Genomic DNA, 26,651 nt, shown 5'->3' with positions numbered 1-26,651 from the left:
CTCTTTATCAGTTCATATGAATTATAATAAAAAATTAAATTTCTATATTTATCTTTTTAAAAATGGTATTTTGTTTATTGATATCCATTTTAATTTCAAAGCACATACACCATACAAAATGGTTGTAATACTTAATGCTATACCACTGAATAATAACGTCATAATTCTTGAAGATGTAATATTTATCACATTACATAGTTCATACAATCCTAGTCCCAAAATACATGCTATTGCTAGCACACCAAAAAAGCTTTTTAAATGAATAGAATAGGCAATATAGCTTCGAATATACAAATGATTTACAATACAAACCAATACGTAAGTAATGAATGTACTATACGCCGCTCCATCTATGCCAAACTTCTGCACGAACATTATGTTTAACACGACTTTCACACAACTCGCAGCAATAACAATCCATGCAGCTTGTGCAGAACGGTTAATGCCCTGTAAAACACCTATTGATAATACCATAACCGCAGTAAAATACGAACTGCCAATCATAACTGTTAACATACTACTGCCTTTTACATCTGTGAACAATCCGACATTTAACGGTACTGTTAATGCCATCAACCATATTGTTAACGGTGCTGTCAAAACATGCGCTAGTCGATTTGTATTTTGAATTGTTATTTTCGCCAAATTTATATCTCTTTTGGCCAATGCGGAAGTTAAGAGTGGTATTAACGGAAATACAATTGCGCTTGCAAAAATAACAATTATTTGCGTGAATGCAAAACCGCGACTGTATATTCCAAATTGTTCTTGAATTTCTGTTGATGATCCTTGTAATACATGCGGTATTGTAAGCGAGTCTACTAAATTTAAAAGTGGCATTGATAAAGCTCCAATAGCGATTGGGATCGATACCCGCAATATCTTTTTGCCGTTTTCTCTTAAATCTCGGAGCGAATAGGAATTGCTTTTATTGTAGTATGGACTTCTATTATATTTTATACGCAAATATATAAGCGAACTAATGACTCCAAGAAAAGAGCCAACCATCGCACCACTAGTAATAACAGTATTACTCTTATCCCATGATACTAGTATGTAAGCAATTATTAACATAAAAAACACACGTACAAATTGCTCAATGACCTGTGATACCCCTGTTGGTTTCATATCACCGAAACCTTGAAAATACCCTCTATACACCGCCATGTATGGCGCAATGAGTAACGCTAATGAAGTAATAAGCAACGGCATTCTAGTTTCTTGTCCACCAAGCATATTTGCAATTTCAATAGAAAATAATACAATGACTAAACAGCCGAAAACGCCAAATGCTATCCCAATAATTGACGCTGATTTAAATAATTTTGCAATTTCCTTTTGCTTATTTTTTTCGTTCAACTCTGCAATTAGTTTCGAAATTGCAAGTGGAACTCCGGCTACCGATAATGTAAGAGCAATCATATATACAGGAAAAACAAGGCGGAAAATACCGAGCACTTCATCTCCTGCAATATTTTGTAATGGAATTTGAAAAAAACTACCCAGCAATTTCGACAAAAAAGTTGTAATGGTTAAAATTGCTGCTCCTTTTACAAATGTTTTATTCATATTTTTTCTCTTTTCTTTTATACATATACTCTCAAACATATTGTTTTAAACGATAGGAATTCACTTTATCCCATTGGTTATCATAACAAATTTATTATAGGTTGAATACTTGGTTTTTTTTTCAAAATAGAAAAGAGAACCCATTTAAGCCTGTCTCTTCACAATATTTTTTCTAATTCCTTCCATTATGTATGTACACACTATAACCGTTTCTTTTACGCAAAAAGAGCCCTTCCTCCCTATCACTGCGATACATATTACTAAAAACATTATAAAAATATCCCACAACTCTACATTATAATTTATGTAAGATTGTGAGATATTCTAATTACCATCTAAACACTTAAGATTTTCAATTGCTCTTTCTGTTCATCGCTTGCCATTGCTGCGATTGTTTTTTCAATACTCGGATGTACTTGCTCAAGCTTTACACTTGCTCCTACTTTATTTGATTGCTCAACAAAATTTAATAATGCCATAGCTCCTGATACATCCATATAACGCACATCTTTCATACGTAAAACAACCGGTGACTTCACATCTTGTAAAGTAGAGAAAATACGATCTACTGATAGGAAAGAGAGCGGTCCTTGAATTGTGTACGTTTCTTCTTTTTCCTTTACGATAGAAGTTTTACGTTCTTTACATTTCACCATATATATGATGAACGAAAGAATAATACCGAATGCAACAGCAATCATTAAATCGAACTTCACCGTTACAATCATCGTTACGAGCATAACAACGACATCACCTTTAGGAGCGACATGCATCTTTTTCATGCTTCCCCAATCGAACATTCCAATACCAGTTAAAATTAAAATACCTGATAATACAGCAAGTGGAATATATTGTACGACCGAACCAAGACCCATAATAAAAATAAATAAGATAACACTATGCATACATGCCGAAAGTGCCGTTTTACCGCCACTTCTTATATTCACGATAGACCTTACAGTCGCACCTGCACCTGCTAATCCGCCAAACAATCCGCTCATCATATTACCGATACCTTGTCCGACCAGTTCTTTATTACTTTTATGACGTGTACCTGTCACATTATCCATTACGACCGATGTTAACAACGAGTCAATCGATCCTAATAAAGCAATACTAAGCGCTGGCAAAATAAGTGCTGCTATTCCTGTTCCACTTAAAGATGGAATATGAAGCGTAGGCATCGCTTCTGGAATGGTTCCAATCTTTTCAATTACTTTATTTAGTGAAAGATTTCCGATAATCGGTAACTTTACTGTAAGTCCTTCGAGTAAGGAAGAAAATAAAGGAAGCAAAGCTGTCACACCGACTAGTGCTACTAAACTAGACGGAATCGCCTTAATCCATTTACCAGAAACAATCATTACAATAATCGTTAACACAACAAGTAAAAAACTATTTTGTACGTGCTTTATTTCGCCTAAAATAATGATTAATGCAATACCATTCATAAATCCCGAAACGACAGGATACGGAATATATCGAACGTAAGAACCGAGCTTACATACACCGAATAAAATTTGAAATAACCCTGCCATCATAAAGGCAATAAAACTTGCCTCTAACCCGTGCGTCGCAATAACTCCTGTTGCAATAACGGTAATTGGTCCTGTTGGCCCTGTTACTTGCCCAGGTGTCCCGCCAAATAACGCTGCGAATAAACCTGCAAAAATCGCACCATACAATCCAACAAGCGCTCCCTCAGACGTTCCTGTCGCGGCAATACCAAATGCAATCGCAAGTGGTAACGCAACAATCGCAACAGTAAATCCTGCTAAACATTCCTTTGCTATTTTTTGAAACATAAAAAAACCACCTTTGTATAAAGTCCATGTTCCATTGTACACCTAAAAAGATACATTCGTTAGCTCACTTTTTACATTCTCGTGACGTAAACGTATTCAACGAAAAGTTTTCCCCTTATCTTTGGAAACAATTGCAACTATGCTATAATGAACAAATTAAATCTTTTACTATATACTTGGAGGCACTATGCTAACTTTTGAAGAAAAATTATCGATTATTGAATCTTTCCCAGAACTAGAAAGAAAGAACGTATCATTAAAACGTGTAAACTTCCACTTTGAAGAAAGTCGTTTAGATAAAAAGAACGTTGTATTTCATTTACACCCAAATGGAAATGGATTTGTATATGCAAGCGGTATTAAAGGTTATAAAACAGATGATAAAGGCATGGTTAACATCCGTGAGTTTTCAGCAGAGGAGTTACGTTCAGTAATTGAGAAATCAATTGACCTTCTATCACAAGAAGAAGTAGTAGCACCTGTAGAACCTGCGAAAGAAGAAGAATGGCAGAACGAAGATGGTCATATTCTTACTCTTATTTCAGAGGATGACATGTGGAACGTGTACGCTGGTGTAAACTTAGACGGTACATTCAACTCTTATCCAGAAGCTGCGGAATACCTTGATGAAGAAGGCTTTTCACGCAAATAAAAATAGAAACCTATTTCATTCAACGACTTTTATAGTAATCAAAGAAGACACTTAAGGTGTCTTTTTTTGTTATATAAACTCCTTTCTCACACTATCTCTATTAATTTTCATAAAATGATTCAGAGGAGGTTTATATGAATACAACTGCTAAATTAATAAATTGGAAAGAACATGGCGATATGATTATTCTAGAATGTGAATTAAATGGAAAACGCTTCGAGATATCAACATATAAACAACGAATATATAATGCACACCTTTTATCAGCTGACGTTTATATTCGTTTAGACTCATCTGATAATATAATTGGAATAAATATTTATAAAAAGTAAGAAAAGCCCCCTATTCCATAGGCGGGCTTTATCTTTATTACACAACATCAGAGTATACTCTCTTTTTTCATACAGTTTATGTAATTATACATATTCATCAAAAAATACACTGAATGAATATTACATGTAGTAAAATATAACTTGTGGGCACGTTCTATAAAGCAGATTCTTTTAAAAGGCGTAACATATCAATTATTATAGGGGATGTGGCGTCACTTCGATATTGATCTCAAATCTCTTGTCTTTTGTGAACTAACAATCTAGTGTATATAGACGATTCTGCTTTATAGTGTGTGTTTACACTCATAACAAAGGGGTAATGGTAATACGGATAGATTCCGATTCGTATGAAATGAAATGGTTCAAGTCGGAGAAAGGCACCTTAGGGTGTCTTTTCTTTTTGTATTACATCCACTTTGTGTTTCCACCTTATTTCAAATGCGCTAATTAACCTTCACCAAGAAAAAATGAGAATTAACAAAGATATTGTTTCTTCTGTTTAATACAGAAAAATGCAGGATACCCCATAGATATGGGGCATCCTGCATTTTCTATTTTTTCGCACCTTTCAACGACTCCCTCAGTACAAACTTCTGCAACTTCCCGCTCGCATTACGAGGGAGTTCATCTACAAATAAATAATGACGCGGACGTTTATAATCTGCTAGTTCATCACTTTCTTTGCAATACGTTTCTAAATCAGCTTCTGTTATTGTTTCATCTTTCTTCACAATAACTGCCACAACACGCTCTCCCCATAATTCATCTGGCTCACCAAGTACCGCCACATCTAATATACCTGGATGACTATGAAGGAAATCTTCAATTTCACGAGGATAAATATTTACGCCACCGCTAATTACCATATCATCAACGCGATCAGCAACGAATAAATAACCGTCTTTATCAAAATAGCCTAGATCACCAGAATGATACCATCCTTTATACATCGATTTTTTATTCGCTTCTTCACGATTATGATAGCCAGCCATCATAGTTGGGCCGCGTAAAATAATTTCTCCCACTTCATAAGGAGGTAATACATCATCTGGTTCTGCCGGTGCATCCTCGTTCGGTTTCACAATACGAACTTCATGGCTAAAACATGGCGTGCCTGCTGAACCAGCTTTCGTAATTTGATCCTCCTCTACCAGAAATGCAACAACTGGCCCCATTTCTGTCATTCCGTATATTTGAACAAGATCAATATAAAGACGTTCTTTACATTCCTTCACTAACGCCGGTGCCATTGCTGCTCCGCCATATATACCGATTTTCATTGACGTTAAATCATACTGAGCTAAATCTTTTTGCAACAACATATTCCACATCGTCGGCGCTGCAAAGAACGTCGTAATCTTTTCTTCTTGAATCGTATGTAATACTGTTTCTGTATCAAAATGATGCAAAATAACATTCTTTCCGCCAACTTGAATGCGTGGTATGATTCCGGCATTTAATTCACCACAGTGATATAAAGGTGCAACAACAAGCCCAACGCTATCTCTATTATATTTTAGGAAATACGTACAAATCATACTATGCTCAGCCATTTCACGATGGCGATGTAACACGCCTTTCGGATGACCTGTCGTACCGCTCGTATACAGCATAGAACAATAATCCATTTCATCAATTTCGATATTTACTTTCTCAGAAGATGCTTCATTCACTTTTTCATGGTAGGAACTTGCATAGGAAGGTTTATCGTTTTCTATAGACCAAAAAGATGTATTTGGAAAATCTCTTTCAATTATAGCAACAGTTGACTCAACTGCTTTTTCAAAGACAACGACTTTCGAGGATGCGTCCTGAAGAATATAAGATACTTCTTTTGCTTTTAAGCGGAAATTAATCGGGTTAAAGATCGCTCCAATTTTCGCACAGGCTAAGTAAACGTTTACAAATTCATGGCAATTATATAAGTAAACAGATACCGTATCTCCCTTTCTTACCCCTTCTTCTAATAGAGCGTGCGCTGTTTTATTTATTTGTTCATCCCACTGTTTATACGTCCAGCGAATATTTTTTTCAGGTTCCACTAACGCCTCTTTATTTGGATACTTACCAACTGATAAATCAAAAATTCTCCCTATCGTCATATACATGCCAACAATTTCCCCCTTTTCTCTTTCATAAATCTATCATTTCGTCCATAAGTAGACATTGTCCTCTAATGATTTGACTAATTTTTCTGATTATTATCGACATAGTTTTACATACGATACCGCTAGACAGTAAATGAAATTATATCGGAGATTTTCCAGATATATCGACCGTAACTTGAAATATATCAACCACAACTCAATTTATATCAGCGATTTTTCGAATATATCGACTTACCGACAAAAACTGATAAGATATAATCGGACCGCCCGTTACTGCAGGATAAAAAAGAGGTTGTTCCGACTCGGAACAACCTCTTTCTTCTTATGCAAATAGCTCTTCTAAAATTTTCAGTTTATCTTCTGTATATTTCACAAAGCCATCATTATATGATTTTGGATCTTTCGGATTCGCAAAGTGCGTAATTGCTCCCGTCTTCGGGTGAACAAATTTACTTGATGCACCACAACCAAGTCCGATAATTGATTGTACTTCTTCCATAATGACAATGTTGTAAATACTTTCTTGCGTCGGCATTGCATAACCAACGTTCTCTAAGTTACCTAAAATATTCTTTTGACGATATAGGTAATATGGTACGTAATTATGCTTTTGCGTCCACTCTTCTGCTTCATGCATCATCGCTGTAATTTCTTCGCGACCTGCTACTTTATATTTACGTTTGTTTTGCGTCATTTCAGAAGCACGTTTAAATGATAACGTATGAACTGTTAATGATTCTGGCATTAACTTTTCTGTTTCATCTAACGTATGCTTGAAGATATCTAACCCTTCACCAGGAAGACCAATAATTAAGTCCATATTAATATTGTTCATTCCCATTTCACGAGCTAAATGGTATTTCTCAATTGTTTCTTCTACAGTATGATGACGTCCAATTGCTTTTAGTGTCTCTTGATGGTATGACTGCGGATTAATACTAATACGGTCAATATTCCATTTATTTAACACTTCTAGCTTTGCTGGCGTAATTGTATCTGGGCGACCTGCCTCAACTGTTACTTCACGCACATTTTTCACATCTGGGAACGCTTCATACATTTCTTCATACAGCATATCCATCTCTTCTGCTGTAATACTTGTAGGTGTACCGCCGCCGTAATAAATCGTCGTAACTTTTACACCTTTTTCTTTTAAAAACTTACCAATTTCACGAACTTCATAATGTAAACCACCTAAGAACGAATCAACAGATCCTTGGCGTCCATTAATTGCATAAGCCGGGAATGTACAATATGCACATTTCGTTGGGCAGAACGGAATACCGATATAAATACTTACTTCTTCTTTCAAACGGTATAAATCCGGAACAACTGCTAATTGGCAATCAACAATGCGCTGAAGAAGTTCAATTTTCTCTTCATGAATTAAATAACTTTCACGAAGTTCTTGATGCGCTTCTTCTTTTGACATACCATTTTGAAGCATTTTGTGAAGAAGTTTCGTCGGACGTACTCCCGTTAAAATACCCCAGCTTTGTTCAATACCAGTTAACTGCTGAAGAACAGAAAGATATACATAAGAAACAACGTGTTTCACTTGCTTCATACGCTCTTTTTCATCTGTAAAAGCAGATAAATCTTTTGCGAATGTTTCTTCATACACATTTCCAGTCGCAACATCTGTTAAACGAGCAGATGCTTTCACATTCTCTTCAATGTGTATATCAACGATAAGATTTGCTTCCTCTTGTTCAAATCCAATCGTACTCTCTTCAAAAAATAAGCCGCCAATATTTTGTAGCGGACGTAAAAAACGATCATCTTGTAACGTTTTAATTGAAATTAACAACATTATCACCTTTTCATTTGCAAACTCTCTTTAGTTTACTTGAAGGGCGTTTGCAGGTCAATACAGAAGGTTTTACCTGTTTCTCTTACATTTTTTCAAATAATTCTTTTTATGAATATTGCTCATGTATATAGACATCATGATTTTCTCTTGTTAAAATTTATTAGTGTTAAAATCGATACATAGTGAAAATACAATATAAAAAGGAGGACTGTTAACACTAGATTCCACAATCTAATGTGTTAAAAACAAATATGAAAAAGAAATTTTATAGTGTATTAACTCTCTCTCTTGCATTACAAACTGTTCTTGCACCTACTTATTCATTTGCAGAGAGTGCTGAAAAATCCGCCGAAGTATATACGGAGGATCAAGTTTTTAAAAGTATTAAGGAGCATGTTAATGAGCATAGTACTCATGAAGAAGATATCGAGGTTACTGGCCAATTCCTACTATACACTTCAAAAAAACATTCATTATATACCGCGAATGATTTAAAAAACAAATCGAATATCGAGATTACAGAACAAGTCGTAACGGCGACAAAGAAAAAAGGAAATGCTTACTACATAACGACGCCAACTGGCGCTGGATGGATAGATAACAATGATAATAGCTTAGAAGTTCAAGAGATTCATAAACTATCTAACCAAAAATTAATCGTAAAAGAAGAAGCTTCCATACATGCACTTCCGTTCCAATCGTTTAAAGAAGAAGGGAAACTAGAGCCACAAGTCATTACTCCTACTGAACAAGCTGGAAATTGGTTTAAAGTCCAAATAAACGAAACAGCAAAATGGATTTATGCACCTTCTGCTACATTTGAAGGTACAAAAGCTTCATTATTAAAAAACAGTCGTACTGCTAAAAACAGTTTATTGAGATCGCCAGAAGCTCTACAAACAAACAATATTTATGGCGTTACATTTAAAGAAATGATTGTCCCAAAAGGAAATGACGATATTCGACCTGGCTACCCGATGGTGCCTAAATATATTACGATTCACGAAACGGCTAATACAGCGAAAGGTGCTAATGCTCTAAATCATGCAAAATTCTTAGATAATCAAGCACGCGGAACAGCTGATCGCGCCGCATCTTGGCATTTCACAGTAGATGATAAAGAAATTTATCAACATCTTCCGGTAAATGAAGTTGGATGGCATGCTGGAAATAAAACTGGAAACTATGAATCTATCGGAATTGAAATTGCCGTTAATCAAGATGGAAACTATGAAAAAGCGGTAGAAAATGCCCGTAAATTGGCAGCTTATTTAATGAACGACTTAAATATTTCTCTAGATAAGGTCCAAAAACACCAATTTTGGTCAGGAAAAAACTGCCCTGCGTTTATGATTCAACGCGGACAATGGGATGCTTTCTTAAAAGGAACTGAAACATACTATAAAGAAAATCAAAAAAATCCAGTAACTGATGACATTACAGGTGGCTGGTATGAACAAGACATTCGTCAATTAGCAGCTAGAGGCATTATGCAAGGAGAAGGAAACGGCAAGTACTTCCCAGAACGTCTTGTAACGCGTGCTGAATTTGCTACATTAATTACTCGTGCTTTACAATTACCAAGTGGAAATGCTAATTTCACAGACTTAGAACAAGTACACCCATCGTTACGAGACGGTATTAATCGTGCAGCAAGCGCAGGCATAATCCGCGGACGTGGTGATAATACATTTGACCCAAATACTACAATTACACGCGAAGAAGCTGTTATTATGATCGATCGTTCTCTAAAACACGCTGGTATTTTTGCAAAACAAGTTGAACTACCATTCGTAGACCAAAACTTAATTTACGCTAAAGAAGAAGTACAAAGAGTGTATGGATATGGAATTGTAAAAGGTAATGAATTGAATCAATTCGTACCAAAAGGACCATCACAACGTGCTCACGCAGCTGCATTTATAAACAGAATGCTTAGCGTAATTGAAGCTTAAAATATTTATCTGTATTAATTTAAAAGGCATCAGAGATTGTATATCTCTGATGCCTTTTATACATCCGTTAACTATTTTTAGCCATGAATCTTAAACGTATTCCTAGTAACAGAAGCATAAAACCGATGAATGGAGCGTAATTCGTATTGTGTCCTGTAGCTGGGAGTTGTTGATTATTAGAAAAACCTTGTCCTTGTTCTGGTAAATTAGGTTTTTCTACTCCCTCACCTGGCTTCTCTGTTCCTTCACCCGGCTTTTCTGTTCCTTCACCCGGCTTTCCTGTTCCTTCACCTGGTTTTCCTGTTCCTTCATCAGGCTTCTCTGTTCCTTCACCTGGTTTTCCTGTTCCTTCACCTGGTTTTCCTGTTCCTTCATCAGGCTTCTCTGTTCCTTCACCTGGTTTTTCCGGATCTTTATCTGTATCTTTTTTATTTGTAATTTGAAGCTTTACAACTTCAATTTTTTCATTAGAAATCGTAAATTTCATTTCCTTATCGGATAAAGTATATCCTTCTGGCGCTTGGATTTCTTTTAAAGTGTAATCTCCTGGTTCTAACTTCTTAGAAGTCGCTTTACCGCTCTTATTTGTTGTTAATGTGTCGATTTTTATTCCGTCTTTCCAAATTTCAAACACTGCGCCTGCTAATGTTTTATTTGTATTATTAGCATCTACCTTTGTAATTTCTAATTGACCTGTAATTTCTTCTTTTACTTTTTCATTCATAACTTCTTGTTTTACTACTTCGTTCGCTACAACATTTACTTCTACTGTTACTTCTAACGCCTTATAACCTTCCGGCGCTTTCGTTTCTTCTAACGTATACTTTCCTGGCACTAAGCTTTCGAATTTCACAACGCCGTCTTTATTCGTTGTTTTCGCTTCTCCAACTACTTGATCAGCTTCGTTCTTTAATTTAAATTCCGCACCTGCTAGAACTTTTCCACTCTCTGCATCCTTTTTGATTACTTGTAAGCTTCCTAGTTCTTTTGCGTTTTCTATTTGTACTTCTACTACTTTGTCTGCTTCCACAACGACTTCAATTTCTTCTTTTAACAACTTATATCCTTGTGGTGCTTTCGTTTCTTTTAATTTGTATGTTCCTGGCTCTAATTTCTGAGAAATTACTTTACCAGTTTTATCTGTTCGTAACGTATCTACTTTTTTACCATCCTTATACACTTCGAATTCTGCATCTGATAATACTTTCGTTTTATCTTGAGCATCTACTTTTACGATTTCGAATTGCCCAAGGCTCTTACCGTTCGTTACTTTTACATCAATAACTTTTTCACCGTCAACTGTTACATGAATTATTTGTTTTGTTAACTCATAACCTTCTGGTGCTTTTGTTTCTTCTAACGTATATTCACCTGGCACAAGTCCGTCTACCTTAACCGTTCCAGACTTATCTGTTGTAATTCCTTCTTTTACAACATTTCCTTTCGCATCTTTCAATGTAAATTCTGCGCCTGCTAAGCGTTTCGTTTGATCTTTATCATCCATTTTAATAATTTGTAGAGAACCTAAGATTTTTTCGTTTTCTGCCTCTACTTTTACTACTTCTTTCTCGTTTTGAATTGTTACTTTCCATTCTTTATTTGAAAGCTTGTAGCCCGCTGGTGCTTTCGTTTCTTTCACTGTGTATTCACCTAGCGGTAATTTTGGTGACCTCACTTTTCCACTCTCATCTGTTTTCAGTTCCGCTACCTTTTTACCATCTTTATACACTTCGAATTCTGCACCTGATAACAATCTCGTTTTATCTTCCGCATCTACTTTCACGATTTCGAATTGACCTGTTACTTTTTCATTCATAACTTCTTGTTTTACTACTTCGTTCGCTACAACATTTACTTCTACTGTTACTTCTAACGCCTTATAACCTTCCGGCGCTTTCGTTTCTTCTAACGTATACCTTCCTGGCACTAAGCTTTCGAATTTCACAACGCCGTCTTTATTCGTTGTTTTCGCTTCTCCAACTACTTGACCAGCTTCGTTCTTTAATTTAAATTCCGCACCTGCTAGAACTTTTCCACTCTCTGCATCCTTTTTGATTACTTGTAAGCTTCCTAGTTCTTTTGCGTTTTCTATTTGTACTTCTACTACTTTGTCCGCTTCCACAACGACTTCAATTTCTTCTTTTAGCAATTTATATCCTTGTGGTGCTTTCGTTTCTTTTAATGTGTACTTTCCTGGTTCTAATTTCTGAGAAACTACTTTACCAGTTTTATCTGTTCGTAACGTATCTACTTTTTTACCCTCTTTATACACTTCGAATTCTGCATCTGATAATACCTTCGTTTTATCTTCCGCATCTACTTTCACAATTTCAAATTGACCTGTTACTTTTTCGGGAATCTTTTTATTCACCACATCTACAGTCAATACTTTATTAGCCTCTACATCAACAGAAACTGAACTAGATGATAATTCATACCCTTTCGGTGCTTCTACTTCTTTTAATGTATAGCTTCCAACTGGAAGTCGTTTCGATAAGGCTTCACCTTTATCATCTGTAACAATTGTTTCCACAACTTTCCCATCTTTATCGATAACATCAAATTTTGCACCTGGCAGAAGTTGACCGGATTCACTATCTTTTTTCAATAATTTAAATTGGCCATTCTCTACTTTTTTCGTATTCTTCATAACAAGTTCAATTACGTTTGTATTATCAATTGTTACTTTGACTGGTGTATCAACTTTTATATATCCTTCTGGTGCATTTATTTCTTTTACAAAATAGTCACCAAGTGGTAAATCTTTAACTTCCGCAATACCCTTTTCGTTTGTTGTAACAGTAGCCACAACGTTATTATCTTTGTCTATAACATCAAATTTTGCGTCTTTTAAAACAATATTTCCATCGTTTTCATCAACTTTTTTAATTTGTAAATGTCCTTTTTCAGCTGCTGGTTTATTCCATTTTGGCCAGTTAAATTTAAAGTTATGAACCTCAAAACCATCTCTTTGGTGTAATCCTCCAACATAGGCTTGTCCATTAATAGAACCACCTTTTGTTTCTACAACTGCATTAGGTGCAAACACACTACCTACTACACCATAACCTTTAGTTGTTATCTTTGTAGCATTAGGAAATACCCAAATTACCTTACTAGCTAACTCAGTAAAAGATGAATTAGGGTCGTATGCTTGAGATGTATTAATTAAATCCGTCGCCATCCCAGTATTTCTTGTATCATACAAAATTGCACCGCCACCAAAACTCACTTCTTCTGCATCTGAATAAATAACAATAAAGTCTTTATTCTCTACATTCGGAAGAAAAACGTCTTTTACATCGAATGCTTTCTTTCCCGTCTGGCCTGAAGAGACATAAATATTAGGGTTGTTTACATCTTCACCGATTCCAAAGCTCATATTAGGTTTTGGCTTATCAGTGTGTAGTTTACTTGCATCCCCAATTACACCATCAACGTCTTTTCTAAATTCTTTAAACTTAGCATCAATCTCCGCTTGCTCTTTATAAGAGATACGGTCATATGATGTTTTCATCGCGCCATCTGGGTCACCGTCTTTTGTCATCGCCACTGTTCCATCTTGAATAATTACCTGTCCTGCTCCCGCTTTCGTAAATTGACCGCCTAGTAATAATGATGGATATCCTTCATCTATCCAAGTTGCTCCAGCTAAGTTATTTGCTCCAGTTGCAGCCGCTACGACTGTATAACTTGATGCGTTCATATTTTTCTGAACAGCCATCGCACCTTCAATATCAGCACTCGTTGCACTATGATCCCCAAAAATGATGGCGTTGTAATAAGATACATCACCTAAACCTTTTAACTCTGTTGTAGCTGCCTCTGCTTTAAATGGTAAATGGATTAAAAAATTCATACATATTAGTAATACAACTATTAAACTACTACTTAACTTTTTAATTTTTTGATTAAATGATTTCCTCAAGAAATTCATTCCCCCTTTTAAACTTCCTAAAATCACAAAAAGAAGTACATTTCATATGTACCAGGTCTTACTCACATTAACTTAAAATAATCCATTTAAATACAACAAAGGAACGCTACAACTACTTAATAAAATTACTACAATTCATTTTTGAAATAATACGTGAACTAAACTGTCATGCGGAAATACTTTTACGTATGGGAGCCCAATAAAATTAATCTGAAGAATATTTCATGTGGTGTAACTATTTTGACAACATCATTCACTTTACATTAGTTTTCTAAAGGATTCAAGTGAATTGTATAGATTTCATACACAATTCACATTTTAAAACGTTTTCATTCCTTTTAATAAGCTCAACAAAAAACGTAGCCAAAAAGCTACGTTTTTCTTTCATCGTTTCGGTGTATTTTTATGATTCTTCAAAAACGGAAGCGGGAACTGCTTACGGAAATGCTCTTTAATCATGTACTCTACACCGTTTTCACTATTTGAACGTGTAATCCAATCGGCTGCTTGCTTTAATTCTACAGGCGAGTTCCCCATCGCTACCCCAAGTCCCACGTTTTCAATAACCTCTAAATCTTCCATACTATCTCCAATCGCAACCATTTCATTTAGCGAAATATTTAAATGCTCTCCAAGCAATTGTAACCCGCGTAACTTTGATACATTTTGCGGTAAAATTTCTATTCGTTTTGAATCACATTCAACATACTCTACATCTTGGAACGCTTTTCTTAATGTATTTAGCCCGCGTTCTTTTTCACCTTTAGTTTGGAAAAGAACATCAATTTTTGGCGCCGCTACCGGATGGTCACGAAGCGCGTCACCTAACGAATCTACAAATTGAACTGGATAAAATAACGGATCTGCGCTTGATAATACAGTGCGCGCAATTAAGTTTGGTGTATTTCTCTCACGATTTCCTATCGAAAACCGTTCATGAGAAATGCGTACGTTACAATCAAAGTGCTCTAACACTTGCACAATGTTAAAAGTCTTCTCTTCAGACAATCTTCTTTGAACGTACGGCTTATCTAACGTTGCTGAAACGAAAGCACCACCATGTGTCACTAATATAGAATCTAATTTTAACGCCTTTGCTACTTTATGAGCGGATTGAAAATTACGACTCGTAAATAACGTAACGTATACATCTTTTCTTTTCACAAATTCAATTGTTTCTCTTAATCCTTTTGCAATTTTTCCATTGTTGTATAGTAGTGTCCCATCTATATTAAGAGCTAGTAAGCGATAAATCATGTCGCACTCCCCCTCTTCGCTGTTGTACTCTATCCATAATTTATGAAATAAATGTAGCAAATAGAACGAGTTAGAATTACTACTGAAAATTTGGTTTACTATATACATATACACTTAGCAAAGGAGATAGTACAATGCAGGCACCTCCTTCCTTTTATGAAGGCGATACGTTAGAAGTCGCAAAGAAATTACTCGGACAAAAACTTGTTCATATTGTAAACGGAATAAAGCGAAGCGGAATCATTGTTGAAGTAGAGGCATATAAAGGTCCCGATGATAAGGCCGCACATAGTTATGGCGGCAGACGGACTGATCGCACAGAAGTCATGTTTGGTGCACCAGGGCATGCTTACGTATATTTAATTTACGGTATGTATCATTGCTTTAACGTTATTACAGCGCCAGTGGGCACCCCGCAAGGTATTCTCATTCGAGCTCTTGAGCCGGTAGATGGAATAGCAGAAATAAAACTAGCGCGCTACAATAAGACCGAAATTACAAAAGCGCAGTACAAAAATTTAACGAACGGTCCTGGCAAACTATGCCGTGCACTTGGCATCACTTTAAAAGAACGCGGTGTATCGTTACAAAGTGATACGTTACATATTGAATTAGTTCCAAAAGAAGAACACATATCATCACAATATAAAATAACAGCAGGACCTCGTATTAATATCGACTATGCAGAAGAAGCTGTACACTATCCGTGGCGTTTTTATTATGAGGGACATCCGTTTGTTTCAAAAAAATAAGCGATATCAACAATTTTTCAAATATATCTATCGTAACTTACAATATATCAACGATTTTTCGAATATATCTATCGTAACTTACAATATATCCACGATTTTTCAAATATATCTATCGTAACTTACAATATATCAACGGTTCGACAAGAAATATAGATTTATCGACAAATAATAACATTACGAATAAAAGAAGACTGTTCCAAAATGGAACAGTCTTTCCCTCTTACTCTGCACCTTCCGCAGTTGCAATATTATCCTCTAAATTTTCTCTTGATAATTCAGCCGCCATAAAATCAGCTGTTTCTGGAAGTGCTAAATGCATATGAGCTTTTTGACAAATTTGGATCGTACAGTTTTCTATAACATAGTCGAAAACATGTCCGCCTCCGCTTCTTTCATCATCAATGTAATGTAAGTGGAATCCAGCTACCCCAATACCTTGTGCGTAATCTGGTGTCCAAAATCCAGCAAGCGTACCTTTTGTATTTTCAAATGAAAAGATTGGTTGTGATTTCGTCACTTCAACGAGCGGTGTATACGGTTTTTCTTGTCTTGGAACAGTTCTCGTCCTTACTTCACGGAACGTACCGTCCATTCGAATACCGTAAAACAAGTTTTTACTTGGCATTAATTCATGTAATAACGCTTCAACTTCTTCACGATTCATCGGACGCTCTACCGTATAACTCATTTCTTTTTCAAAAAACGTTACAGTCGCAAATGGCGTTGTTTCTTCTGGCTCTACTTTTTCCGCTGAACCGTCTGAACGTAAATGATAAAATTCATTATCAAATGCAATCATTTCACCATCTAATTGATCAAATGTGCCGATGCCGAAATCACCATGTTTTTTCAAATCTTCAAAGCTAATTACACCATCATATATACCATCTAATAGCGCAAGCATTGTAGATGTTTGATATACTTCATTACTCGTTTTCGTTTTTTTCGCATCAATATCAATTAATTGCGCAACAGTCATCTCAAATCTGCCTCCATTAGTTTAATTGGTTTGGTAATAATTTTTCGCTTAATTTAATGTTGTCACGATAGTCAATTGGAATATCAATAATGACAGGACCATCTGCTGCTAATGCTTCTTTTAATACCCCTTCTAATTCATCAGGCGTGTTAACACGAAGACCTAACGCCCCGAAACTTTCCGCATATTTCACAAGATCAACATCGCCAAACTCTGTAGCTGATGTTCTGCCGTATTTCATCATTTGTTGGAATGCAACCATATCATATGTGCCGTCTCTCCAAACAAGATGGACGATTGGAGAATTTAAACGTACCGCCGTTTCTAACTCCATCGCTGAGAATAAGAAACCACCGTCACCTGATACGGAAACTACTTTTTTACCTGGTTCTACTAAAGTAGCTGCGATTGCCCAAGGAAGTGCAACACCTAACGTTTGCATACCGTTACTAAATAATAATCTACGTGGTTCATAAGAACGGAAACATCTCGCCATCCAAATAGAATGGGAACCGATGTCACATGTAACAGTTGTATCGTCACTAATTAAAGAACGAAGTGTACGAATCACTTGAAGTGGATGCGTAACACCTTCTGAAGGACGATTTGGAACTTCTGCTTGTTCTGATAATTTTGCGCGTAATCGTTCTAATACCGCTTCTGATTTTGTACTTAATACAAGTTTCGGTAATTTCTCCGCGATGCTATTTACCGTTAAGGCAATATCACCAATTAATTCACGCTCTGGTTGGTAATCATGGTCGATATCTGCTTGATGGTCGTCAAGATGAATAATCGTTCTGTCGCCAAGTTTATTCCAGAACTTTGGATCATACTCGATTGGATCATAACCGATAGAAATCACAAGGTCTGCTTCTTCTAGTAAAATATCACCTGGTTGGTTACGGAATAATCCAACGCGGCCGAAGAAATGATCTTCTAACTCACGTGAAATCGCACCAGCTGCTTGATATGTTTCAACGACAGGAAGTTCTGTATCCGCAATTAATTTACGAACAGCTTTCGTCACTTCATTTGTGCTCGCTCTCATACCGAGTAAAATAACTGGTAATTTCGCTGATTTTATTTTTTCTACTACATATGTAATATCATTTGTGGGAGCGATTCCAAGCTGTGGCTTAGAAAGCGCACCGATAGACTCTACAGTTGTTTCCGCAGTCATAACGTCTTGCGGAAGACTTACTAAAGTAGCTCCCGGATTTGTGGAAGTCGCACTTCGAAATGCATTACTAAGTGCTTCTGGCACATTATCAGGATGCTCTACTTCTACGCTATATTTTGTGATTGGTTCGAATAGTGCAGCATTATCCATAGATTGATGTGTACGTTTTAATCGATCCGTACGCGGTACTGCACCAGCTAAAGCAACAACGGGATCACTCTCCGCATTCGCAGTAACAAGACCTGTCGCTAAATTTGATGTCCCTGGCCCTGAAGTTACAAGACATACGCCCGGTTTCCCTGTTAATCTACCAATAGCAGCTGCCATAAATGCTGCATTTTGTTCATGACGACAAACGATTAACTCTGGTCCTCTTTCTTGCAATACATCAAATACAGAGTCAATCTTTGCTCCTGGAATACCGAAAACATGTGTAACACCTTGTTTAATTAAACAATCAACAACAAGATCTGCTCCTTTTGTTTTTGTCTTCACGTCGTTTGCATTTACACCTGTACTCAAACTAATCATTCCTTTGTTTCATAATGTGTGTAATAAAGATTTTAATTTCACCTAGTTAATTAAGCTGGTGAAGTATCTTTATCATTATATTACAAATGCATTATTTTTCCAACAATATGAATTCGACATTATTTTGACAAGTTTTAAAGAATGCGCTTACAACCTTTTGTTTATCTTAAAATAACATTTTTATATCTCTTCTAAAAATGTACAAAAATACTTCCACCTATTCACATTATTAACAAATTTATAGTACCTTGCAAAGAATAATAGTAAGTGATATATTTGTAAATAATGGAATACCCATTATTTGTAATTTTATTCACGATTAGTATATCTCCTTTCAAAAAGTAGATATAGATTGTGTGTGCTGCTTAGAAAAAAGATAGGATTTTCAGCCATAATTCATCATTTTATAAAGGAAAGTGATCGTTATGAACAAGAGTGAATTTTTAGAACAACTTAGTTCTTCCCTACGGAATATGCCTAATTCAGAAAAGGAGGATATTATCTCGGAGTACGAAACTCATTTTATTAGTGGTAAACAAGATGGAATATCTGAAGAGGAAATTTCTAAAAAGCTAGGAAATCCTAAAACCATTGCTAAAGAACTTACTGTTTCCTATGCAATAAGCAATGCTGACAGTAAACGAAGCTTCAAAAATATGATAATTGCACTTTTTTCTGTTATGAGCTTAAGTGTTTTAAACTTTGCCTTTATCTTTATCGCCTTTTTCGTACTACTCTTTTTATTACCGATTCTTCTAGCACTTATCATTGCTACACCATTATTAATTATTTCACCTATCTTATTAATAGGATTAGGATTCTTTAAAGGGTTTCATCAAATCAGTTATTCCGATGTTTATAATGTGTTCATCGCTTTTTGCGTCGGTTTACTCATATCCGTCATATCTTATCAAATGGTAAAACATCTATATGCACTTTTAGTAAAGTATTTGAAATGGAATATTGCTATTTTACAAAGACACTAATGAATGTAAAAGGAGATTAAAATGAAGAAATATACTTTATATTCACTCATGCTACTTACTCTTTTATTTCTATCAGCTTGTTCAAACAGTGCACAACCTAAGGAAGAAAACGATGTACAATCTATTAAAGATGTTGCTATTAAAGTTCCAGAAAATATATTTAGTTCCTCAAAGAAAAACAAAACTATTAATGAAGACGAAATGAAACAAAATATAAAAAATTATATAGATTATAGTTGGGAGTTATCTGAAAATATTATCCCTCTCGCTTCAACAAATTCTGATAAGAATTTCACAGAATCTGACCAAGAAAATTTACAAAAACTAATTGATTTAGCGAAACAAAACGATATGAATTTCCATGAGTTTATTAGTAATAATAATTTACCTACTGATTATAAAAAACCTTCAAAAGAAATCTATGCATTTATGTCATCATCTACGGATATTTTCGTAGAGCTAGATCAAGAATTAGACAAACTCACCCAAGATGGTAACTTATTCAAAGCCAATTTTTCTTTTACAAAACGCCTTGAGAAAATAAATGGGAGGAAACAAAAAGAGATTGAAACGTTTTTGAACGAAAAAAATATTAAAACTTCAATTAACAGCAATAAAAAAAATTAACAGATGTGTTACATATCCCTTTCAAAATAACCAATAAGAAATGGCTATTTTGAAAGGGAGTTTTTGTGGTATAACTATTAAATTCCCTAAACAAAAAAGACACTCCTAAACTAGGAGCGTCTTCCACTATTACGCTTGTTGTTGCGCGCTATATAATTCTTCAAGTGGCTTCATGATAATTTTGTTAACGTCACCGATTACAACGTTTAGGCGTTGCTCAGTTTCCATTAATTTTGTAATTTTAGCATCTTGTTGAATGCGAGCTACAACTTCTTGTGCTTGTTGGTTGTCTTCTTCAGTGATTTCTTGGCCTTGCATCATTTTCTGTTGTAGGCTAAGTTGCATTGTACGGAACTCATCGAATAAGTTCTTTGAAGCTGTGTCAGCTTGAACTGCTGCGTAGCTCTCTTTTAAAGTTTTGAAGTCTTCGTTTTCAGCGATTGCTTTTTGTAATTCATATGCAACATCATGAATGTTCTTTGTCATTTTATTTTTCCTCCTTTAGAAGGCTAGCGCTTTTCACTCGCACTGCCTTTTACGTGCATTTACATACGCACCTCTTCTTACCATATCAAACTATGCAAGAGATGTGAAGAAATTTCACTTTTATTTCTATGTACTCACCTTATTATCTAAGAAACAATAGTAACAATCCTTGTACGAGCCCGATCATTCCGCCTAATAACGCTCCTAAATACGTAATCATTTTCAATTCGTTTTTCGTAATAGACAGAACTAAGTCTTCTAATCTTTCTGTTGAGAATGTAGACACTTCTTGCTGGACAATTTCCGCAAGGTGTAGATTATTTAGTATACTCTCTACATTTTCTGTTCCCCACTTTAAGCCTTTCGTTACTGCACTTGGAACCACTTTTTCAATAATTGTTTCTCGAACTGGTTCACATACTTGCTGAACAGATTGATTTAAAAACTTACTCACTGTTTCCTCTACTTTAACTGCTGACAGCACGGAGCTTACAATCATTTCTTTCTCTACAAATGCTTCTAATTCTTTTACATCTCTTCCTTTTAACTTTTCCCACTCTTTTTGTAGTACGTCAGTTAAAAGCTGCTTTGTAGCATCTTGCCCTAAAAACTTAATAACTTCTGGCTGCACACGATCCACAACACTTACATTTCCTAAAAACATTCCGACTAAGTTAAGTAGCGTTCCGCGAGAAGCAAAGAAATCATCAATCATTTTTGAAAGACGTGCTTTCCCTTCTTCACTTTCAAAAAAGCTAATTCCTCGCTCTAAAATAAACGCCGAGACATTCGGAATCGCATTCTCTACTTTTTCATTTACAGAATGAGGTAAAGCCTGTTCCCATGTATATGTATAATACTCTGCTAAAAATGCATGAATTTTTTCTGTAATAACATGTTCGATTTTTCGAGTCGCTTCTTCTTCTACATACGCTACATTCCATTTTTCTAACATATGTCGCAGTGATTGTTCATTCGTAATTACTTTATCCACTTCCACTTGCGCCCAGTGAATTAAACCTTTTTGAAACTCTTCATTTGTTAGCTTTTTTCCAATTCCTTCTGGTGTTAACAAATGTTCTACAACCATTTTTCCTAATTGAACAGCAAGTTCATCACGACGCTTCGGAATTAACCCTGGTGTAAATGGAACTTGAAACTTTCCGATATAAATAGGACGATGAGGACGAAATAACATTTTTATCGCTAAATGATTCGTGTATCCCCCAATAATTGCTCCGAGTCCTGTCGTCGTTAACATATTTAACCATATATTCATTACAATCAACCTTTCACTTCTCCAAAACTATAGCATATCATCATACGGACAAAAGTATAATGGTATAAAAACGTATTTGCAATATATAGCTTCGCCTATTATGCAAATAGTAGTAAAGGAGTGATTTCGTTGGTTCTCGGCCTTTTAACTTCTAAACTTCATTATGAGCAAACGTATTACACCGAAATCGCTAAACGCGCTCGGCTTTATCATAATGTCGTTGCCCAGTTTACGCCATTTTGTATTGATTCTAAAACAGACCTTGTTTCTGGTCTTATTTACGATACAGATACAGGAAAATGGAAAGAGCAAACATTCCCTATTCCTTCTTATATATATGATCGTTATTCTTTTCACGAGGAAACAGACTTTGAAAAAGCAAAATCAATTATTCACTCTTTGCACAACCGTCCTTCCACTACCTTTTTAAATAACACACTTATTAACTTAAGTGAACTACATGATTTATTTCTTACTAATAAAAAACTGTCTCCTTATATACCCAAATTTGAAGTGGCAACGATACAAAACATTTTCAAATTGTTGTTAAAATCTAAAGATATTATTATACGCCCCACTAATATACATTCTAAAGATAACTTATATCGAGTCGCTTACAAAAATAAAACGTTTCATATCGATACAGTAAATGAAAAATACCATACTTCTCTTTCAATCAAGCGGACAGATGAATTTATATCTTGGTGTAAATCTAACATACGTTCATCACGCTACATAGTGCATACCATGCTACAACCACCAAATCAATTAACATACCCACTCCACATTCGAACTATTTTGCAAAAAAACAAAGAACAAACTTGGAATATTATCGGTCAATTTATACAAAAAAGTTCATTTCCTAATCAACTTTTACCCTCAGCAACAGACGATGATTCATTGCATTCATTTTCAAAAATTAAATACGTACTATCTAGTACAGGTGTGCAACTATTGCAAGACGCTTTACACGACATTATAAATGAAGTATTCCAAACACTAGATCAGTCTTATTCTTCATTATTCGAACTAGAACTTTCCACAATTATGGATCAAAAAGGCGCAATTTGGCTTATGTATGTCAACACGATTCCTCCTTACGAACAATACATTCGTCATAGTGATTCATTAGCCGAAAAGATATTTCACGGACCACTTAAATTCAGTCGCTTTACACCATAATGAAAGGAGGTAAACCTATTTTGAAAGAACATATATATACATTAAACATTTCAGATGAACATCCAAATAGCATTACTTTACCTTACGTTTTTTCTATTACACCACCTATTACATCCCTATCCTTCGGTATACGTCACATTGCAAGTGAAGAGGTGAAAATTCATTATTCCTTTACTCGCAAAATTATTATCGGAAAGCATATTGCCGAAAAACTTTTACTGCCTCAATCAACTACTATTCATGCATTCACACAAAACCAAACAATTATTTTCGGACCATTGATTGGCATTTTTACAACTGGCTTTAATGATGATTCTTCTACCCCTTTAGGAAATCGTTCAATTGCTCTGAGTGAGTTATTAACACCACCATTCTCATTACGACCGTTCGTATTCGTCTTTGGGGTTCAACATATACACTGGGAAGAAGAAACGATTGAAGGATATTTCTTTCAAGAGAAACAATGGATAAAGAAAAAAGTCCCTTTACCAAATGTCATTTACGATCGCTTACCGAATCGGCAAGCGGAAAATTATAAACCAATTGTCAGGGCAAAAAGAAAATTAGAACAAGACTACTGCATTCCATGGTTTAACCCAGGTTTTTTCAATAAATGGGAAGTTCATCAACTTCTTACGAAAGACGAATCAATTAAACCCTTATTACCAAATACAGAAGCATTTCAGCATTTTGAACAAGTAGAACGGTTTCTTGGCACGTATAAATCAGTGTACATGAAACCAATACACGGGAGCTTTGGTAGAAATATTCATCAAATATTTTATTCTCAAACAGAGAATTGCTACTACTGTCGTTATCGCGAAAATGAAGAAAATAAACTGAGAAAGTATCAATCATTAGAAACGCTTCTAAACCACGTATTAAAAGGACATGATTTAAAAAAGTTTATCGTACAGCAAGGTATTTCGTTACTTCGCTTCGATGGGCAACCTGTTGATTTCCGCATTCATACAAATAAAAACCATTTCGGTAATTGGATAGTTAGTGCAATCGTCGCCAAAATCGCCGGCAAAGGCAGTTTAACAACGCACGTAAATAGTGGCGGTGATACAAAATTATTACAAGAGCTTTTTCCAGATTCAACGAAACAAGTTCAAATTGAAAATAAATTAAAACATACTGCCTTACAAATAAGTTACGCGCTCGATGAACAAGTAACTGGAAATATTGGAGAAATCGGTTTTGATATCGGTTTAGACACAAAGGAAAATCCGTGGCTCTTTGAAGCCAACTCTAAACCTGGGCGAACTGTATTCCAAGATAAAAAATTAAAAGAGCAAAGTGAACTGACGCGCCAGTTATTTTACGAATATGCCGTCTACTTAACTGAACATTCTTTACGTGATACAAAAGAAAAAATGTCTCAAATAAAATCAGGGGCTTCATCAAACACCGAACATATCCCTTCTCCTATGATTCACTCACAAATACAAAAACAAAAACTTCCACCTAGATAATAAGGTGGAAGTTTTCTATTTACACAAGTTTTACTACAACCTCAGTTTCCACGTTACATACTCTGCAATAAAAAATATGATTGCAATATTCATTTGAATTATTATGCGTTAAACCATCTACTGCACTTAATAATTCTTGATCCATATAGGCACTATAATCGTCTATGTAATCTACAGACTTCCCATAATCTTGGAGTATACTTTGGCAATTTTGACAAGAATATGTTTGTGATTCTAATGCGTTGCAAAGCGGGCAAATCCCCATCATGATTCCTCCATACGTTATCGTTTATAAGCCTCTCTTTTTTAGAGTGAAGAGAGCAACCTATCCAGACATAGGAGCGCCCACTCCATCCCTACTTAAAAATAGAACTATGAAGTTGCTACCGATTTCATTTTTATTTCAATAAATCATAAATAAGAAGCTAATAATTAGCCTACAAGTAGCAGGCTACAATGAAAAAATTATATTTAATATCACCCTTAGTTTGGCCTGTTTTCTTAAAAATACAACGATTACTCTTATTTCATAATTTACGAAATCAATACGTTTTTTTGACAAAATTTACAAATTATTATTTTGTATATCTTTCTAGGTAACATCCATACTATGAGTACAAACTTAATTACCGATGGATTAGCGCCAACCGGGGCGATAATCTGGTTCAACTCCAGCTAGTCCAACCAAAAAAACTTTTATAACTCTAAGGAGGATATATTCCTATGGCAAACCAAAATTCTTCAAATCAATTAGTAGTACCAGGTGCAACAGCTGCAATCGATCAAATGAAGTACGAAATCGCTCAAGAATTTGGTGTACAATTAGGAGCAGATTCTACGGCTCGCGCTAACGGTTCAGTTGGTGGAGAAATCACAAAACGTCTAGTTGCAATGGCTGAGCAAAGCCTTGGCGGATTCCACAAATAAATATATATGGCAAAAAGGTCTCAAGGCATATGCCTTGAGACCTTCCTTAATTTATTGCAACATTTGTAAAAACTTCTTCGTGCGTTCTTCTTTTGGATTTGTAAATACTTCTTCTGGTGTACCTTGTTCGACAACGACACCACCATCCATGAAAATAACACGGTTCGCAATTTGATGTGCAAAACGCATTTCGTGCGTTACAATAACCATCGTCATGCCCTCTTTAGCAAGTTCTTTCATTACTTTCAGAACTTCTTGAACGAGTTCAGGATCAAGCGCTGACGTCGGCTCATCAAATAGTAACACTTCCGGCTCCATCGCAAGTGCGCGCGCAATTCCAACGCGCTGTTGTTGTCCGCCTGATAATTGGAACGGATATAAATCCACTTTATCTGCTAAACCAACTTTTTCAAGGAAATAGTTTGCTTTTTTCTTCGCTTCTTCTTTCCCCATCTTTTTCACTGTAACGAGCCCTTCCATTACATTTTGAAGTGCTGTTAAATGCGGGAATAAATTATGGTGCTGGAATACCATACCTGTTTGCGTACGAAGATTAACAATATCTTTCTTCGTTACTTTTTGAGAGAAGTTAAGCTCTTTATTACCGATACGAATATTACCAGCGTTTGGCGTTTCTAATACATTGAGACAACGTAAGAATGTCGTTTTACCAGATCCAGACGGACCAATAATAACAACAACCTCGCCCTTCTCAACTGTTAAATCTATATGCTTTAGTACGGTATTATCTCCGAAACTTTTTTGTAAGTGCTGAATTGAAATCATAAAAACAAAAACTCCTTTTGTAAAAGG

21 protein-coding genes are annotated in these 26,651 nt (G+C 35.5%); 9 read left to right on the top strand and 12 right to left on the bottom strand.

The genetic code is table 11. The features are described 5' to 3' along the window. Positions 1–48 precede the first annotated feature (48 nt). Together M1D73_RS04630 and M1D73_RS04625 are read right to left on the bottom strand one after the other, a co-directional pair. Positions 49–1,569 carry a putative polysaccharide biosynthesis protein gene (locus M1D73_RS04630; protein ID WP_001043996.1) on the bottom strand — a complete coding sequence of 507 codons (1,521 nt, stop codon included), beginning with the start codon at positions 1,567–1,569 and terminating at the stop codon, positions 49–51. Positions 1,570–1,904: 335 nt separating this feature from the next. Further along, positions 1,905–3,374: a SulP family inorganic anion transporter gene (locus M1D73_RS04625; RefSeq protein ID WP_121868488.1), complete on the bottom strand. Its 1,470-nt coding sequence runs from the start codon at positions 3,372–3,374 to the stop codon at positions 1,905–1,907. 187 nt (positions 3,375–3,561) lie between these two features. Here M1D73_RS04625 and M1D73_RS04620 point away from each other — a divergent pair, with 187 nt between their 5' ends. Then, positions 3,562–4,026: a hypothetical protein gene (locus M1D73_RS04620; RefSeq protein WP_000954998.1), complete on the top strand. Its 465-nt coding sequence runs from the start codon at positions 3,562–3,564 to the stop codon at positions 4,024–4,026. A 134-nt stretch (positions 4,027–4,160) separates the two neighbouring features. Then, positions 4,161–4,358 (top strand): hypothetical protein, encoded by a 198-nt coding sequence (locus M1D73_RS04615; RefSeq protein ID WP_001098258.1) that lies wholly within the window; start codon positions 4,161–4,163, stop codon positions 4,356–4,358. Between the two features lie 551 nt (positions 4,359–4,909). On the opposite strand, the gene M1D73_RS04610 is transcribed toward M1D73_RS04615, so the two are convergent. Both M1D73_RS04610 and M1D73_RS04605 read right to left on the bottom strand, forming a co-directional pair. Next, complete coding sequence (locus tag M1D73_RS04610; RefSeq protein WP_000281991.1) at positions 4,910–6,466, bottom strand: fatty acid--CoA ligase; 1,557 nt, start codon at positions 6,464–6,466, stop codon at positions 4,910–4,912. A 322-nt stretch (positions 6,467–6,788) separates the two neighbouring features. Then, positions 6,789–8,279: a coproporphyrinogen III oxidase gene (locus tag M1D73_RS04605; RefSeq protein WP_002025370.1), complete on the bottom strand. Its 1,491-nt coding sequence runs from the start codon at positions 8,277–8,279 to the stop codon at positions 6,789–6,791. A gap of 251 nt (positions 8,280–8,530) precedes the next feature. Here M1D73_RS04605 and M1D73_RS04600 point away from each other — a divergent pair, with 251 nt between their 5' ends. Further along, positions 8,531–10,234, top strand: coding sequence for an S-layer homology domain-containing protein (locus M1D73_RS04600; RefSeq protein ID WP_033666542.1), 1,704 nt, complete (start codon positions 8,531–8,533; stop codon positions 10,232–10,234). Between the two features lie 67 nt (positions 10,235–10,301). On the opposite strand, the gene M1D73_RS04595 is transcribed toward M1D73_RS04600, so the two are convergent. Next, positions 10,302–14,162 carry an MSCRAMM family protein gene (locus tag M1D73_RS04595; protein ID WP_481157997.1) on the bottom strand — a complete coding sequence of 1,287 codons (3,861 nt, stop codon included), beginning with the start codon at positions 14,160–14,162 and terminating at the stop codon, positions 10,302–10,304. A 393-nt stretch (positions 14,163–14,555) separates the two neighbouring features. Continuing rightward, positions 14,556–15,428, bottom strand: a complete 873-nt coding sequence (locus M1D73_RS04590; protein WP_000640431.1) for a Cof-type HAD-IIB family hydrolase — start codon at positions 15,426–15,428, stop codon at positions 14,556–14,558. Positions 15,429–15,562: 134 nt separating this feature from the next. On the opposite strand from M1D73_RS04590, the gene M1D73_RS04585 reads away from it, so the two are divergent. Next, the gene (locus M1D73_RS04585; RefSeq protein WP_001148811.1) at positions 15,563–16,180 is read left to right on the top strand and encodes a DNA-3-methyladenine glycosylase; all 618 of its coding nucleotides are present in this window, start codon (positions 15,563–15,565) and stop codon (positions 16,178–16,180) included. A 220-nt stretch (positions 16,181–16,400) separates the two neighbouring features. On the opposite strand, the gene alsD is transcribed toward M1D73_RS04585, so the two are convergent. Next, a complete protein-coding gene (gene alsD / locus M1D73_RS04580; RefSeq protein ID WP_121868511.1) occupies positions 16,401–17,159 on the bottom strand; it encodes an alpha-acetolactate decarboxylase in 759 nt (252 codons plus the stop codon). Positions 17,160–17,175: 16 nt separating this feature from the next. Beyond that, entirely contained in the window at positions 17,176–18,864 is a 1,689-nt protein-coding gene (alsS, locus tag M1D73_RS04575; RefSeq protein WP_098583739.1) for an acetolactate synthase AlsS, read from the bottom strand. A gap of 434 nt (positions 18,865–19,298) precedes the next feature. Between alsS and M1D73_RS04570 the strand changes: the two genes are divergently transcribed. Both M1D73_RS04570 and M1D73_RS04565 read left to right on the top strand, forming a co-directional pair. Continuing rightward, positions 19,299–19,859: an HAAS signaling domain-containing protein gene (locus M1D73_RS04570; protein ID WP_001042974.1), complete on the top strand. Its 561-nt coding sequence runs from the start codon at positions 19,299–19,301 to the stop codon at positions 19,857–19,859. A 21-nt stretch (positions 19,860–19,880) separates the two neighbouring features. Continuing rightward, positions 19,881–20,486: an NDxxF motif lipoprotein gene (locus tag M1D73_RS04565; RefSeq protein WP_000760965.1), complete on the top strand. Its 606-nt coding sequence runs from the start codon at positions 19,881–19,883 to the stop codon at positions 20,484–20,486. Between the two features lie 129 nt (positions 20,487–20,615). Here M1D73_RS04565 and M1D73_RS04560 read toward each other — a convergent pair whose 3' ends face one another. Then, complete coding sequence (locus M1D73_RS04560; RefSeq protein ID WP_000164614.1) at positions 20,616–20,972, bottom strand: YlbF/YmcA family competence regulator; 357 nt, start codon at positions 20,970–20,972, stop codon at positions 20,616–20,618. A gap of 142 nt (positions 20,973–21,114) precedes the next feature. After that, positions 21,115–22,251, bottom strand: a complete 1,137-nt coding sequence (locus tag M1D73_RS04555; RefSeq protein ID WP_065381890.1) for a DUF445 domain-containing protein — start codon at positions 22,249–22,251, stop codon at positions 21,115–21,117. A 129-nt stretch (positions 22,252–22,380) separates the two neighbouring features. On the opposite strand from M1D73_RS04555, the gene M1D73_RS04550 reads away from it, so the two are divergent. Both M1D73_RS04550 and M1D73_RS04545 read left to right on the top strand, forming a co-directional pair. Further along, the gene (locus M1D73_RS04550) at positions 22,381–23,433 is read left to right on the top strand and encodes a YheC/YheD family endospore coat-associated protein (protein ID WP_000242824.1); all 1,053 of its coding nucleotides are present in this window, start codon (positions 22,381–22,383) and stop codon (positions 23,431–23,433) included. A gap of 20 nt (positions 23,434–23,453) precedes the next feature. Further along, positions 23,454–24,911, top strand: coding sequence for a YheC/YheD family endospore coat-associated protein (locus M1D73_RS04545; protein ID WP_481157996.1), 1,458 nt, complete (start codon positions 23,454–23,456; stop codon positions 24,909–24,911). 19 nt (positions 24,912–24,930) lie between these two features. Here M1D73_RS04545 and M1D73_RS04540 read toward each other — a convergent pair whose 3' ends face one another. After that, positions 24,931–25,176 carry a hypothetical protein gene (locus M1D73_RS04540; protein ID WP_000510476.1) on the bottom strand — a complete coding sequence of 82 codons (246 nt, stop codon included), beginning with the start codon at positions 25,174–25,176 and terminating at the stop codon, positions 24,931–24,933. A gap of 458 nt (positions 25,177–25,634) precedes the next feature. Here M1D73_RS04540 and sasP point away from each other — a divergent pair, with 458 nt between their 5' ends. Further along, positions 25,635–25,838: a small acid-soluble spore protein, SasP family gene (gene sasP / locus M1D73_RS04535; protein ID WP_000013338.1), complete on the top strand. Its 204-nt coding sequence runs from the start codon at positions 25,635–25,637 to the stop codon at positions 25,836–25,838. Positions 25,839–25,889: 51 nt separating this feature from the next. Here sasP and M1D73_RS04530 read toward each other — a convergent pair whose 3' ends face one another. Further along, complete coding sequence (locus M1D73_RS04530; protein ID WP_000623610.1) at positions 25,890–26,624, bottom strand: amino acid ABC transporter ATP-binding protein; 735 nt, start codon at positions 26,622–26,624, stop codon at positions 25,890–25,892. Positions 26,625–26,651: the final 27 nt, after the last annotated feature.

The organism is Bacillus sp. PK3-067 (assembly GCF_056738645.1).
Note: the sequence above shows the minus strand (reverse complement) of the source record. Positions and strands in the feature narration are given on the sequence as shown.